We start from the raw sequence: 15,706 nt of genomic DNA, 5'->3' as shown, positions 1-15,706 counted from the left end.
AGTATGAATAAAAAAATTATTTTAGTATTTCTTTTGTTATTAATTGCTACATTTAGTTTTGGGTGTGATAAAAAGTCTTCATCTGATTATAAAATATTTTATATAGATATTGATGTTACAAAATTAATTCCACAAGATTATAAGCCAACGTCAACTTCAGACAAGAAGAAGTTGATTAAAGAGCTTCTGTCTCAACTTAGAGAAAAGCCTGATAATACAGAAGCACGACAAACGATTCCAAATAATGTTAAGATAAATAAGGTTTCGCAGTCTGACGGTTTAGTGGTTATTGACTTTAATAAAAAATACAAGGAATTAAGTACAACAGAAGAAGTTCTTTGTAGAGCAGGAATTGTAAGGACGCTTCTTCAGGTCAATGGAATTAATAAAGTGAAATTTACAATAAATGGTGATGAATTGTTAGATTTATCAGGAAATGTTGTAGGATATATGGATGAAGAGACTTTTGTTGATAATCCAGGAGAACAAATTAATTCTATTATGACAGAAGAAATTTCTCTATATTTTGCAAATGAAGATGGTAATAAGCTTGTAAAAGAAAACAGGGTTGTACATTACAGTTCAAATATTTCAAAAGAAAAGCTTATTATGCAGCAATTGCTTAAAGGACCAGAGAAAAAAGGTTTATTGGCAACGATTCCAAAAGGTACACAGTTGATAAATGTATCTGTTTCGGATGGTGTATGTTATGTCAATTTAGATGAAACCTTTAAAAATCAAAATTATGAGATAACGGAACCGGTTGTTATTTATTCAATTGTAAATTCGTTGTCGCAAGTTGATGAGGTAAGTAAAGTTCAGATTTCAATTAACGGCGATACTAGTGGTAATTATAGATATAATTATGCATTATCTAAAATGTATGCGCCTGATTTTTCACTGATTGTATCTAATAAGGAGGATTAATTGAAAAAACATCCATTTTTTAGTATGTCAGTTATGTTTTTACTGGGAATAATGCTATATGAGAATATAGCGTTTTTCCCGAAAATTATTAAGATTTCTTTTTTTCTTTCAATTATAATTGTTTCTGTTTTATTTCTATTTGTTTTTCATAAAAAATCTCAGAATTTATCCCGTTTTATAATTATTTTTTTGATTGTACCATTTTTAATGGGAGCATTTAAGATTCATAAAGATGCTGCTTTTAGAGAAAAATATATAAAGTATTTAAATAATGACGAGCAAGTGTTTGCCCAAGGAAAAATATATAAGAAAGAAAAGAAATCTAAAGGATACTGCTATTATTTAAAAAATGTGTATCTAAAGAAAAATGATTGGACACATAACAGCACATACGATTTAACATTTAAGAAAAACATAAATATAAAAAAAGATAAAAATACAAAAGTAATAACAAATAATATAAAATCGAGTAATATATCAGCAAATAAAATATCAAAAAATATTATAGAAACAAGCATTTTAAAAACAAACAATATCATGGTCTATGTTCAAAATGACTATTGTTTTTTAGGCGAGACAATATTGTTAAGGGGAAATGTTAAATTGTTTGACAATGCTAGAAATGATGGAAATTTTGATGGACAACAATATTATTTTAGCCAAAAAATAGATTATTCTATTATCAATACTTGGATAGAAAAAAGAACGCTTAAATCGAATCAATATTTAGAACAACTGTATAATACAAAAAATAAAATATCCTTTGTTTATTTATTGAAATTGAATTATATAAATGCCGGAACATTATCTAACATGATACTTGGTGAAAAATCATATTTAGATAAGCAGGTAAAAGAAATTTATCAAAAACTTGGGCTTTCTCATATTTTAGCAATATCAGGAATGCATGTATCTTTTTTTGGAATAGGTTTATATTTTTCACTAAGACGTTTAGGATGTTCTAATAAAAATAGTGCATTAATATCTATTTTTTCAGTAGTTACATATGGTTATCTGACAGGAATGAGTATTTCATCGATTAGAGCAATTGGAATGATAATACTTATGATAATTGCTAATTTAATTGGTCGAACATACGATACAATTAATTCAATTGGTCTGATGCTATTGGTTATATTATGGAATAATCCCTTTTTTTATTCAAATAGTGGTTTGCAAATGTCGTTTGTAGCAGTCTTAGCAATAGCAACTATTGGTAAAAATCTGACATACAATTTGGACAAACAAAAATCGAGACTAATAGAAAAAGCACATGCTAATTCTAAAAAACCAAATCAAAAAACATTATTCAAGATTGATTTAAAGAAAAAAATATTAATGAGTTTCTCAATTCAAATAGCAACAATTCCTATTATTTTAAATTCTTATTATGAAATATCACCATACAGCTTTTTGATTAATCTAATATTACTTCCACTTCTTGAATATATTTTCGTCAGTGGAGTTGCAGGTGGATTGATTGGCCTTATCACATTATCTTTTTCAAGAATAGTTTTGATGCCAGCGGATATACTCTTGAATCTGTATTCTTTGGTTGGAAATCTTTTTATGAAATTTCCATACTCAACAGTAATAGTTGGAAAGCTTAGCATATGGCAACTTGTGGTTTATTACATAGTGATCTTTCTTTTTTACTTAATGACGTCTAGTTATCGAGAGAATGCTAAAGAAAACAGTAATTTTTCTGATATGAGAACTTCAAATAAAGGAGTTAAAAATCACTTGAAAGATAATAATAAAAAATTTGCAGTATATATAATCATATTATTTTTCATAGCATTTTTTAGAAAACCATTAGGGTTTGAAGTTGATATTTTAGATATAGGTCAAGGAGACGCAACATTTGTGTCTACTTCTAGTAAATATAATTTATTTATAGATGGAGGAAGTACGGATGAAAAAGAAATAGGAAAATATAAAATTTTGCCTTTTTTAAAATCAAGAGGTATAAAAAAAATAGATTATTGGTTTATATCGCATGGAGATGCAGATCATATTTCTGGCTTTTTAGAAGTGCTAGAAGAAGGTTACGATGTTAGAAATTTAGTTTTGTCAAGTATGATGCCAAAAGATGAGGCGTATGATAAAATCGTACAACTTGCTAAAATGAAAAAAGTTAAAATTATTTATGTAGAAGGCGGAGATAAATTATGTTTGAAAGATACAGAAATTCAGATTTTATATCCTACCAAAAAAGCCGACTTTACCGAAGAAGAATTAAAGGACAGGAATTTGTTGTCGCTTAGTTTTATTCTAAAAGATAAAGAATTTACAGGCCTTTTTGCAGGAGATCTTAATGGGGAAAAAGAAAAAGAATTAAATATTGAATCGAATCTATTTTTTTATAAAGCAATACATCATGGTTCAAAGTTTTCTAATACTTCAGATTTGTTGAAAAAAATCAAGCCTAAAGTTACTACAGTTTCATGTGGCAAAAACAATCGGTATGGGCATCCAAATAAAGAGGCAATTTCGAGAATTCGTAAAGAGTGTGTTAATATTTTTTATACAATGGAAGGAGGACAGATTAAGATTAGAAAAAATAAAAGTTCCTTTGTTGTAAAACAAAAGCTTTCTGTGATAAAATAGATATATGAGAAGAATTGATGAAGATATAAAAAATAATACATTTAAAAAAGTCTATCTTTTGTATGGAGAAGAGGCGTATCTAAAAAAACAATATAAAGAAAAATTAATAAAGGCTTTGGTGCCAGAAGGTGATTCGATGAATTATACCGTTTTTAATTCGGATAATTTTGATTATCACGAAATGATACAACTATCAGAAACTATGCCGTTTTTGTCAGAACACCGAGTGATTCTTATCGAAGACAGTGGCTTATTCAAAAAAAATGCAGATGAAGTTGCCGAATATATTGATCAGATTCCAGATACATCAATTTTAATTTGGGTAGAAAATGAAATAGATAAAAGAAATCGTTTATACAAAAGTATTGATAAAACAGGATTGGCAGTTGAGTTTGGAGAGCAAAACGATAAGGTCCTTGAGAAGTGGATTTCTATAAGACTAAAAAAAGATAATAAAAGAATCACAAGAGATGCTTTTTTACTTTTTATTCAAAGAGTCGGAACAGACATGGAAAACATAGATAAAGAGTTGGAAAAACTTGTTTGTTATACTTATGACAAAGATATAATAGAAAGGGCTGATGTCGAAGAAATAACCACAGAACAGATTTCAAATAAAGTTTTTGAAATGGTTGATGCAATAGCTTTAAAACAACCTAAGAAAGCCATTGAATTGTATAATGATTTATTGTTTTTAAAAGAACCACCTATGAGGATTATGTTTTTGATTACAAGACAGTTTCATATTTTGGAAATTGTAAAAGCAATGACTAATCAGGGATTTGGTGCATCAGATATTTCAAAGTACGCAGGATGTCCTAATTGGAGTGTTCGAAAAAATCAGAATCAAGCGAGAAGCTTCACATTAGAACAGTTAAAAGAAGCGGTTAAATATGGAGTTGAGCTTGAGGAAATGGTTAAGACTGGACAGCTAAATGCCCAAATCGCTGTAGAATTATTTATTGTAAAATATAGTAATATAAAAAATAATTAATTTTTACAAAAATCCATTGACATTAACGGATATATAGACTATCATAATGAAGTATGTTTACATTAAAACGTCCGTGTCCGGGTTGATGTAACAATCATGAACAATAACAATTCAATACATTGGAGGTGTACAGATTGGCTAACATTAAATCTGCAAAAAAAAGAATTCTAGTTACAGAAGCAAGAACTGCAAGAAATAAATCAATTAAATCAGCAGTTAAAACATCAATTAAAAAGGTAGAGGCTACTGTAGCTGCTAAAGATAAAGCTGCTGCAACAGTTGCTTTAAAAGAAGCTATCGCAACAATTGAGAAAGCTGGTTCAAAGGGAATTTACCATAAGAACAACGTAGCTAGAAAAGTATCACGCTTAACTAAAATGGTTAACAGCGTAGCTTAATAGGTTTCGTATAGTGAATATACAAAGGCATCAGTACCGTCATACTGGTGCCTTTTTTTCAATAAAAAATAATGTTTTATCATTAATATATAAAAATATTTAAAAAGAAAAGAGAGGGTTATTATGTCCATAGATCAAAGTAAAATTAGAAATTTTTGTATTATAGCGCATATCGATCATGGTAAATCCACTTTAGCTGATAGAATTATTGAAAGTACAGGAACATTGACAAGCCGTGAAATGCAGGCACAGGTGCTTGATAACATGGAGCTTGAAAGAGAACGTGGAATAACAATTAAATCTCAGGCTGTGCGTATTATTTATACAGCAAAAAATGGAGAAGAATATATTTTTAACTTAATAGATACACCAGGACATGTGGATTTTAATTATGAAGTATCAAGAAGTTTAGCTGCATGTGATGGTGCAATTCTAGTAGTTGATGCGGCACAAGGTGTAGAGGCACAGACACTTGCTAATGTTTATTTAGCTATTGATCATGACTTAGATGTTTTGCCAGTAATCAATAAGGTTGATCTTCCATCGGCTCGTCCAGAAGAAGTTGCTCAAGAAATTGAAGATGTAATCGGAATTGAAGCTATGGATGCACCAAAAATATCTGCAAAAACAGGTCTTAACATAGATCAGGTGTTAGAACAAATTGTAGAAAAGATTCCTGCACCACAAGGTGATTCAAAGGCCCCATTTAAAGCTCTTATTTTCGATGCTTTATATGATTCCTATAAAGGAGTAATTGTATTTTGTAGAGTTATGGAAGGTACTGTAAAAGTTGGTGATACAATCAAAATGATGGCAACTGGTGCATCTGATGTTGTAACAGAAGTTGGTTATTTTGGAGCCGGACAATTTATTCCATGTGACGAATTGTCAGCTGGAATGGTTGGTTATATAGCAGCAAGTATTAAAAATGTAAGAGATACACAAGTTGGTGATACAATTACAACGGTTGATAATCCATGTAAAGAAGCTCTTCCAGGATATAAAAAAGTAAATCCTATGGTTTATTGTGGATTGTATCCAGCAGATAGTTCTAAGTATCCAGATTTAAGAGATGCGTTAGAAAAATTACAGGTAAATGATGCAGCGTTACAATTTGAGGCAGAAACATCACAGGCATTAGGATTTGGTTTTAGATGTGGATTTTTAGGATTATTACATTTAGAAATCGTTCAAGAAAGATTAGAAAGAGAGTTTAATCTAGATCTTGTAACAACTGCACCAGGTGTTATTTATCGTGTGCATAAGACAAACGGAGAAATGGTAGAAGTTACTAACCCATCTAATCTTCCTGATCCATCAGAAATAGATTACATGGAAGAACCATATGTGTCAGCTGAAATAATGGTTACAAGCGATTATGTAGGTGCAATCATGAAGTTATGTCAGGAACGTAGAGGTATTTATTTGAGTATGGAATACATTGAAGAGACAAGAGCTCTTATTAAATATGACTTACCATTAAATGAAATAATCTATGATTTCTTTGATGCATTAAAATCACGTTCAAGAGGATATGCTTCATTTGATTATGAATTTAAAGGTTATGAGCGTTCAACATTAGTAAAATTAGATATGCTTATCAATAAAGAAGTCGTTGATGCGTTATCGTTTATTGTTTTCAAAGAAAGTGCATATGAACGTGGAAGAAAGATGTGTGAAAAACTCAAAAAAGAAATACCAAGACATTTATTTGAAATACCAATTCAGGCAGCTGTTGGCGGTAAGGTAATCGCTAGAGAAACCGTTAAAGCTATGAGAAAAGATGTTTTAGCCAAATGTTACGGTGGGGATATTTCTCGTAAGAAGAAACTTCTTGAAAAACAAAAAGAAGGTAAGAAGAGAATGCGTCAGGTAGGTAATGTTGAAATTCCACAAGAAGCATTTATGAGCGTTCTTAAATTGGATGAGGAATAAGATGTCAGAAAAACATCAAAAAGTAATGTGAGGAATAAGAAATGGAAGAGTTAGAGTTATATGTACATATTCCTTTTTGCATAAAAAAATGTGATTATTGTGATTTTTTGTCTTTTTCTGCGAATGCAAAAACTCAAAAAGAATATGTTGATGCACTAATTAGAGAATTATTATATTATGCCTCAAGGTTAAAAGATAGAAAAATAGTCTCAATTTTTATTGGTGGAGGAACTCCGTCATGGTTGGACTATAATTTGCTTGTTTCTATTGTAGACGTAATAAAAGGCAATTTTTGTGTGGCTGAAGATGCTGAGGTTACGTTAGAAGCAAATCCGGGAACTGTAGTTAAACCGGCGATGGAAAGTTATAAGAAAGCTGGAATTAACAGATTAAGTATTGGTTTGCAGTCTACAAGCGATAAAGAACTAAAATTATTAGGAAGGGTTCACACATTTGAACAGTTCCTGAAAATATATGATATGGCAAGAGAATGCGGCTTTGATAATATAAATATAGATTTGATAAGCGGTTTGCCATATCAAAAGATAGAGGATTTTATGAAGTCATTAAATGATGTTATTCGTCTTAAACCAGAGCATGTGTCAGTTTATTCACTGATTATAGAAGAAGGTACGCCTTTTTACGATAAGTTTAAATGTGATGATGACAAACAACACGCAGGAATGAGGACGGAAGCTTTGCCGAATGAAGACGAAGTTTATGCTATGTGTAAAATGACGCAAGAAACTCTAAAAAAAGCTGGTTATCTCCAATATGAAACTTCTAATTTTGCAAAAAAAGGATTGGAGTGCAAACATAACATAGGATATTGGCAACGAAAAGATTACCTAGGAGTAGGATTGGGAGCAGCCTCTTTAATTGATAATGTACGTTATTCAAATAAAAGAGATATCTATGATTATATAAAAGCTACTCAGAAATTAGATTTATATAATAATATTCATGAAACAGTACAGACGCTGTCTAAACAAGATCAAATGGAAGAATTTATGTTTCTTGGCCTTAGAATGAATAATGGAGTCGCTAGAGACGATTTCGAGAAAAATTTTAATATACCTATAGAAGGTGTATATAAACTTACGCTTGATAAACTAAAAAGAGAAGGACTATTAGAGCAAAATCAAGGGCGGATTTTCTTGACAGATAAAGGAGCAGATTTAGCTAATTATTGTATGTCTCTTTTTCTTTTAGATTAATAAAGTGTAATATAAAAATTTTATAAACTATAATTTGGATTCACTTAAAAAAGCTTGATTTTTAAGGCTTTTTTAAGTGGATCCTTTTTGATAGTATGAAAAAATTATTTTTTTACTAAATAAGTGTTGACAAAAAAAAGTAGTGGTATTATATTAAATACATAAGATATTAGCACTCAAAAAGAATGAGTGCTAATAAAAAACGAAACAGGAGCAATAAATGATGAAGGACGATGCAGAGCAATTAGATGAAAGAAAAGTTAAAATCTTAGATGCAATAATCCGTAACTATTTAGCGACTGGAGAGCCTGTAGGGTCAAGAACAATTTCTAAATACACCGATTTGAATTTGAGTTCAGCTACAATTCGTAATGAGATGTCTGATTTAGAAGACTTAGGTTATATTTTGCAGCCACATACATCTGCAGGAAGGATTCCATCTGATAAAGGTTACAGATTTTATGTAGATCACCTTATCCAAGAAAAGGATAAAGAGGTTACAGATATGAAAGAGTTTGTAATCGAGAAAACTCAGAAAATGGAACAGGTGTTAAAGCAAGTGGCAAAGCTTCTTGCTAATAATACAAATTATGCGACAATGATAACGGCAGCACATAAGAGTGACAATAAAGTTAAGTTTATTCAGTTATCATGTGTTGATGAACGACAGATTTTAGCAGTAGTTGTTTTAAATTCTAATGTTGTAAGAAATAGAATTATTGATGTTGATGAGAAAGTTGACAATGAAAGTTTATTAAAGCTTAATATTTTATTGAATACAGCGTTGAATGGCTTATCTATTGAAGAGATTAACCTTGGTGTTATTTCAAAGATAAAAGAGAAAGCTGGAAATCATAGTTCAATTGTTAATGATGTATTAGATACTCTTTCGAAATCTTTTGAGGAAGATGACAATTTAGAAATATATACAAGTGGTGCAACTAATATTTTAAAATATCCTGAGTTGTCAGATGCAGAGAAGGTTACTCATTTACTTGAGACTTTTGAAGATAAAGAAGAGTTGGTCAATTTAGTAACAGATACTACAGAGAATAGAGAAGAAACAGGTATTCAAGTTTATATTGGTAATGAAGCTCCAATACAAACCATGAAAGATTGTAGTGTGGTAACTGCAACATATGATTTAGGAGATGGAGTTAAAGGTACTGTTGGTATTATTGGACCAAAAAGAATGGATTATGAGAATGTAATGCATAATTTAAAAAGCCTAAAGAAACAATTAGAGGGTATGTTTAATAAGAATGTAATTACAGATAAGAGCATGAAAAATGACTCGAATGATTCATTTGATAATAATTAAAAAATATAGTTTTGATTTTTAATATAATGACAAATAAAGGGTTGACCACCTATTTATAGAAAGGCGGAAACAAAGTGGTAGATCAGATGAATAAAGACGTTGAAAACGTTGAATTAGAAAATGAGGAAGTTAATAAAGATATTAACAAAGAGGTAGACGAAGAGGTTGTTGAAGAAACATCTTCTGAATTAGAAAATGAGAAAGCTTCAGAAGAAGCAAATCAAGATGAAAAAAAATCAAAAAAAGATAAAAAAGAAAAAAAGAAAAATAAAAAAGATAAGAAAGACGAACAAATTGAAGATTTGACTGATAGACTTAAACGTCAGATGGCCGAATTTGATAATTTTAGAAAAAGAACTGAAAAAGAAAAAGCACAGATGTTTGATATGGGTGCGAAAACGATTTTAGAAAAGGTCCTTCCAATTGTAGATAATTTTGAAAGAGGCTTGAGTGCTGTTACTGAAGAAGAAAAAGATAGTGCTTTTGCTGATGGAATGGAAAAAATCTACAAACAGTTAGTAACTGAGTTAGAAAAAGCTGGTGTTAAACCAATTGAATGTGTTGGCGAAGAATTTGATCCAGCAAAACATAATGCAGTAATGCAAGTTGAAAGTGACGAAGTTGAGGTAGGATGTGTAGCACAGGAATTATTAAAAGGATATACATACAAAGACGAAGTTCTAAGACATAGCATGGTTGCTGTAGCACAATAGTAGTTAGCTAATTCATTAGTTGAGAGTGATAGTTTAACTTCAATAAGTTTAAATCCACATATTGTGGTTGAGTATAAAATATTATGCAATTGGCATGATATAAACAATAAATTTACAAATAGCAATTTTTTGATTGATTAAGATATTAATTAGGAGGTCATAAGATATGGGTAAAATCATAGGTATTGATTTAGGAACAACAAATAGTTGCGTAGCTGTTATGGAAGGTGGACAACCAACAGTTATCGCAAATCAGGAAGGTGCAAGAACTACTCCTTCAATTGTAGCGTTTACAAAAACAGGTGAAAGATTAGTTGGTGAACCAGCTAAACGTCAGGCAGTAACAAATGCAGAAAAAACAATCTCATCTATTAAAAGACATATGGGATCTGATTATAAAGTATCAATTGATGATAAACAATATTCACCACAACAGATTTCTGCAATGGTATTACAAAAATTGAAAGCTGATGCTGAAGGATATTTAGGAGAAAAAGTAACAGAGGCTGTAATTACAGTACCTGCTTACTTCAATGATGCTCAACGTCAGGCTACAAAAGATGCAGGTAAAATTGCAGGTCTTGATGTAAAAAGAATTATCAACGAGCCAACAGCAGCTGCATTAGCTTATGGTCTTGATAACGGAACAGAGCAAAAAATCATGGTATATGATTTAGGCGGTGGTACATTTGATGTATCTATTATTGAAATCGGTGATGGTGTAATCGAGGTATTATCTACAAACGGTGATACAAGACTTGGTGGAGATGACTTTGATAATGCTATTACTAATTGGATGATTGAAGAATTCAAGAAAGCTGAAGGGGTTGACTTATCACAAGATAAGATGGCATTACAGAGATTAAAAGAAGCAGCTGAGAAGGCTAAGAAAGAATTATCATCTGCTACTACAACAAATATCAACCTTCCATTCATTACTGCAACAGCTGAAGGTCCAAAACATTTTGATATGAATTTAACAAGAGCTAAATTCAACGAATTAACACATGATCTTGTTGAAAGAACAGCTGTACCAGTTCAGAATGCTATGAGAGATGCTGGTCTTACAAATGCTGAATTAAGCCAGGTATTATTAGTTGGTGGTTCAACACGTATTCCAGCTGTACAGGATAAAGTAAAACAATTAACAGGAAAAGAGCCAAGTAAGAGTTTAAATCCAGATGAGTGTGTAGCTCTTGGTGCGTCAGTTCAAGGTGGTAAACTTGCAGGAGATGCAGGTGCTGGTGATATCTTATTACTTGATGTTACTCCACTATCACTTTCAATTGAAACAATGGGTGGTATTGCCACAAAATTAATCGAAAGAAATACAACAATTCCTACTAAGAAGAGTCAGATTTTCTCTACAGCAGCAGATAATCAGACAGCAGTAGATATCAACGTAGTACAAGGTGAAAGACAGTTTGCCCGTGATAATAAATCACTTGGACAATTTAGATTAGATGGTATTCCACCAGCACGTCGTGGTGTTCCACAGATTGAAGTTACATTTGATATCGATGCAAACGGTATTGTTAATGTATCAGCTAAAGATTTAGGAACAGGAAAAGAACAGCATATTACAATCACATCTGGTTCAAACATGTCAGATGATGAAATCGATAAGGCTGTAAAAGAAGCTGCTGAATTTGAAGCACAGGATAAGAAGAGAAAAGAAGCAATTGATGCTAGAAATGAAGCAGATTCATATGTATTCCAGACAGAGGATGCTTTAAAACAGGTTGGAGATAAAATTGATGCAGCAGATAAGAGTGCAGTAGAAGCTGATATCAAAGCTGTAAAAGATATCTTAGAAGCTCATCCAGAAGCTGATAAGATGACAGATTCTGAAATTGCTGACTTAAAAGCAGCACAAGAAAAATTAACACAGAGCTCACAAAAAGTATTTGCTAAAATGTATGAGCAAGCTCAGGCTCAGGCAGGACAGGCTGGACAAGCAGGCCCAGACATGAGCGGAGCTAACACAACAAATTCAGCAAATAATGGTGCTGCTGATGATGTTATCGATGCTGATTTTAAAGAAGTTTAATAAATAGCAAACGATATTTTAACTCTATAAACTAAATGTTAATACCCGGTAAGGTTACTTATCGGGTATTGATGTAAAATTAGGTGAAAAGGTAAAAATATGGCAGATAAAAGAGATTTTTATGAAGTATTAGGTGTGTCAAAGGACGCATCTCAAGCAGAGATTAAGAAGGCGTTTCGTGCTCAGGCAAAGAAATATCATCCAGATATGCATCCAGGTGATAAGGAATGTGAAGAAAAATTTAAAGAAATTCAAGAAGCATATGCCGTCTTAAGTGATGAAGAAAATAGAAGAAAATATGATCAATTTGGTCATGCTGCATTTGACGGTGGCGCAGGTGCAGGAGCAGGTGGATTCGATTTTTCTGGGATGGATATGGGAGATATTTTTGGAGATATTTTCGGAGACTTTTTTGGTGGAGGATCTCGTCGTGCCAACAATAATGGACCAAGACAGGGTGCTCACGTAAGAATGCAAGTTAGAATTTCATTCCACGAAGCGATTTTCGGATGCACAAAGGACTTAGATTTCACATATAAAGAAGAATGTAGCGAATGTCATGGTTCAGGAGCTAAAAAAGGAACAGATAAAGTTACATGTTCTCGATGCGGTGGAAAAGGTAAAATTGTATATTCACAGCAATCACTTTTTGGAATGGTTCAAAATGTTCAAACTTGTCCAGATTGTAATGGAACAGGTAAAATCGTTAAAGAAAAATGTCCACATTGTCATGGAACAGGCTATATAGCAAAGAGAGTTCATAAGCAAGTAGATATTCCAGCAGGTATTAATAATGGACAGTCTGTTAGAGTTCGTGGATATGGAGAACCTGGTGTTAATGGAGGCCCTAGAGGAGATCTTCTAGTTGAAGTTGTAGTAGCCAGAAGTAATGATTTTGAAAGACAAGATATGGATATTTATTCAACAGTAAGTATTTCTTATCCAATTGCTGTTTTAGGTGGAGATATTAGAATTAAGACTGTTGATGGAGATATAATTTATACAGTTGGTGCTGGAACTCAGACAGGTACAAGAATTCGACTAAGAGGTAAAGGAGTGCCTTCACTTAGAAACAAGGATGTACGTGGTGATCATTATGTTACATTAGTAATTAAGACACCTACTAAGATTTCAAAAGAAGCAGAAGCGGCTTTAAGAGAATTTGATAAAGCAACAGGCGATTCTCTTAATAAAGAAGTGGATACAGTTGATATTCCAAAAGAAAAGAAAAAAGGACCATTTGAAAAGTTCTTTGGATAATTTTTGAGACAATACGATATGTACATATTTGTGTATGTTCTATCGTATTGTTTTTTGTTTATAAATAATGTTTTTTAGCCGATTTAATACTTATAGTTGGGTTGATAAAGGGAAATAAGCATATAAAAAGGATAGAGAGGATCAGTATATGAGAAAAAGGATAGGCTTAAAATTTGAAAAACAATTTGAAACGAGTGAAAATAATACACAAAGTTTAAAAAATAAAAATATAAACGCAAATGCAAATATGAATGCAAATTCACAAGGGATAGAAAAGACCAGTAAAAATGCTTATTTTGGCACAGCTACAGCTACGAATGATTTAAGTCTAAAAGAACAAGCGCTAAAGAATCAGTATGTTGAATACCAAAAGAAAGTTGCTTTGTTTAGGGAACAGATTCAAATTTTGCGAGATGAAAAAGTTAAATTTGCTAAGGAAAAAGAAAAATTTGAAGATGAAAAGAGAAGTTTTGAATTATTTAAAACTAAATTGGAAAATATTAAAGAGCAGGTTGAGGAAGAAGTAAAAAGTCTTGAAAAACAAAGAGAAGATATGGTTGGGTTAGCTAAAGAAGTTGAAAGGGAAAAAAAGAATTTAAAAGCGCAAGTGGAAAATTTAGAATTAGAAAGAAAAAATTTAAAAAAAGAAAAAGAGAATTTTGAAAAAGAAAAAAGAGAACAGAAATCGAATAATATGTTTTTGGAAAAGCAATTAAAAAACCAGGAATCATTATTTGAAAATAAATTCAAGATATTAGAGACCGAATTAAAAAAATTAGCCTATCAAAAAGAAAAACTAGAAAAACAAAAAACCTTTTATAAACAAGTGGCTATGTTTGAGGAATATAAAGAACCGGCAAGAGTTGAAGATAGAGTAGTAAGTGGAGAATTATTTTTTATTGGTGTTAGTTCAAGTGATTCAGCAAAAAAAAGATATAAAGATTTAATAAAAATATATCATCCGGACAACTTAGAAGGTGACACAGGGACTATACAAGAAATAAATAAAGAATATGATGAATTGATAAAAAGGTTTGGAAAATAATATAAAAACTCATTTTTTTGTGTTAAGGTACACCGTGGATTTTACGGGTTGGTGTCATAAAACATAGAAGAATGAGTTTTTAAGTTTTAAAAATACTGTTACTTGTTATGCAAAGTTTTTTGTGATATAATTTTAAGGATTATGTAAAAAAATTAGAAGTAATAGAAACAATATATATAAATCGATAATAAAGAAGTGCACTGTGAAGTAAATCATATGACACTATTATAAATAGAGAGGTTGAACAAATATGAAATGGAAAAAATACACAATTGATACAACCACGCAAGCAGAAGATTTTATAAGTATGATGCTATCAGATTTAGGAATTGAAGGTATTGAAATCGAAGATAAGATTCCTTTAAGTAAAGCTGATCAAACAGAAATGTTTATTGATTTTTTACCAGAACTTCCACCTGATGATGGAAGAAGTGCTGTAAGCTTTTACATTGAAGATGATGGCAGTGATCAAACAGAAATTTTAAAAAAAGTAAAAGTAGCTTTAGAAGAACTTAGAAGTACAGTTGATGTTGGAAGTGGAATTATTACATCAAGTGAAACGGAAGACCTAGATTGGATTAACAACTGGAAGAAGTTTTTCTCATCATTTTATATTGATGATATTTTAATAAAGCCTACTTGGGAAGAATTAAAAGAAGAAGATAAGGATAAATTTTTGATTGAAATAGATCCTGGTATTTCTTTTGGAACAGGAAAACACGAAACCACTCAGTTATGTATTAGCCAATTATTAAAATATATTAGAGGCAATGAAGAGTATGTTCCAGCAGTTAAAAATCCAAAGGTCTTAGACGTTGGATGCGGAAGCGGTATTTTGTCGATTATTGCTTTGAAAATTGGAGCACAGTCAGTTGTAGGAACAGATTTAGATCCTGATTGTATGATTTCGACAAAAGAAAACATGGAAGTAAACCATTTGGATTTAGATTTAGGTAAGTTCTATGTTGGAAATTTGATAGATGATGTAGAACTCCAAAATAAAGTGGGTACAGAGGAATATGATATTGTCGTTGCAAATATTTTGGCAGATGTTATTATACCTATGGCTCCAGTTATTCCAGCAAGATTGAAAAAAGGTGGATATTTCATCACTTCTGGAATAATCGATTTTAAAGAAAATGAAGTTAAAAAAGCGATTGAAGATGCAGGTTTAGAAGTAGTTGAGATTAACCATAAAGGTGAGTGGGTTAATATAACAGCTAGAAAAAATTAGTT

12 protein-coding genes are annotated in these 15,706 nt (G+C 31.3%); all 12 read left to right on the top strand.

Going from position 1 to position 15,706, the window contains the following annotated elements:
- Positions 1-3: 3 nt before the first annotated feature.
- Positions 4-927, top strand: coding sequence for a GerMN domain-containing protein (locus BLV79_RS04585; protein WP_074716571.1), 924 nt, complete (start codon positions 4-6; stop codon positions 925-927).
- Entirely contained in the window at positions 928-3,537 is a 2,610-nt protein-coding gene (locus tag BLV79_RS04580) for a DNA internalization-related competence protein ComEC/Rec2 (RefSeq protein WP_074716569.1), read from the top strand. It abuts the gene before it with no gap.
- A gap of 4 nt (positions 3,538-3,541) precedes the next feature.
- Positions 3,542-4,531 carry a DNA polymerase III subunit delta gene (holA, locus tag BLV79_RS04575; protein ID WP_074716567.1) on the top strand — a complete coding sequence of 330 codons (990 nt, stop codon included), beginning with the start codon at positions 3,542-3,544 and terminating at the stop codon, positions 4,529-4,531.
- Positions 4,532-4,665: 134 nt separating this feature from the next.
- Positions 4,666-4,929, top strand: coding sequence for a 30S ribosomal protein S20 (gene rpsT, locus BLV79_RS04570; protein WP_242871429.1), 264 nt, complete (start codon positions 4,666-4,668; stop codon positions 4,927-4,929).
- A gap of 123 nt (positions 4,930-5,052) precedes the next feature.
- Positions 5,053-6,864 carry a translation elongation factor 4 gene (lepA, locus tag BLV79_RS04565; RefSeq protein WP_074716563.1) on the top strand — a complete coding sequence of 604 codons (1,812 nt, stop codon included), beginning with the start codon at positions 5,053-5,055 and terminating at the stop codon, positions 6,862-6,864.
- Between the two features lie 41 nt (positions 6,865-6,905).
- Positions 6,906-8,081 carry a radical SAM family heme chaperone HemW gene (gene hemW, locus BLV79_RS04560; protein WP_074716560.1) on the top strand — a complete coding sequence of 392 codons (1,176 nt, stop codon included), beginning with the start codon at positions 6,906-6,908 and terminating at the stop codon, positions 8,079-8,081.
- Positions 8,082-8,301: 220 nt separating this feature from the next.
- On the top strand, positions 8,302-9,402 hold the full coding sequence (hrcA, locus tag BLV79_RS04555; protein ID WP_074716558.1) for a heat-inducible transcriptional repressor HrcA: 1,101 nt from the start codon (positions 8,302-8,304) through the stop codon (positions 9,400-9,402).
- Between the two features lie 86 nt (positions 9,403-9,488).
- Positions 9,489-10,115, top strand: a complete 627-nt coding sequence (grpE, locus tag BLV79_RS04550) for a nucleotide exchange factor GrpE (RefSeq protein ID WP_074716607.1) — start codon at positions 9,489-9,491, stop codon at positions 10,113-10,115.
- Between the two features lie 166 nt (positions 10,116-10,281).
- A complete protein-coding gene (dnaK, locus tag BLV79_RS04545) occupies positions 10,282-12,165 on the top strand; it encodes a molecular chaperone DnaK (protein WP_074716556.1) in 1,884 nt (627 codons plus the stop codon).
- Between the two features lie 99 nt (positions 12,166-12,264).
- Positions 12,265-13,425, top strand: coding sequence for a molecular chaperone DnaJ (gene dnaJ / locus BLV79_RS04540; protein ID WP_083354443.1), 1,161 nt, complete (start codon positions 12,265-12,267; stop codon positions 13,423-13,425).
- 148 nt (positions 13,426-13,573) lie between these two features.
- The gene (locus BLV79_RS12425; protein WP_083354442.1) at positions 13,574-14,470 is read left to right on the top strand and encodes a hypothetical protein; all 897 of its coding nucleotides are present in this window, start codon (positions 13,574-13,576) and stop codon (positions 14,468-14,470) included.
- 250 nt (positions 14,471-14,720) lie between these two features.
- Positions 14,721-15,704: a 50S ribosomal protein L11 methyltransferase gene (gene prmA, locus BLV79_RS04530; protein ID WP_074716553.1), complete on the top strand. Its 984-nt coding sequence runs from the start codon at positions 14,721-14,723 to the stop codon at positions 15,702-15,704.
- Positions 15,705-15,706: the final 2 nt, after the last annotated feature.

It is taken from the genome of Lachnobacterium bovis DSM 14045 (assembly GCF_900107245.1).
Taxonomy (GTDB): Bacteria; Bacillota; Clostridia; order Lachnospirales; family Lachnospiraceae; genus Roseburia; species Roseburia bovis.
This window is presented reverse-complemented; position numbering and strand designations above follow the sequence as displayed.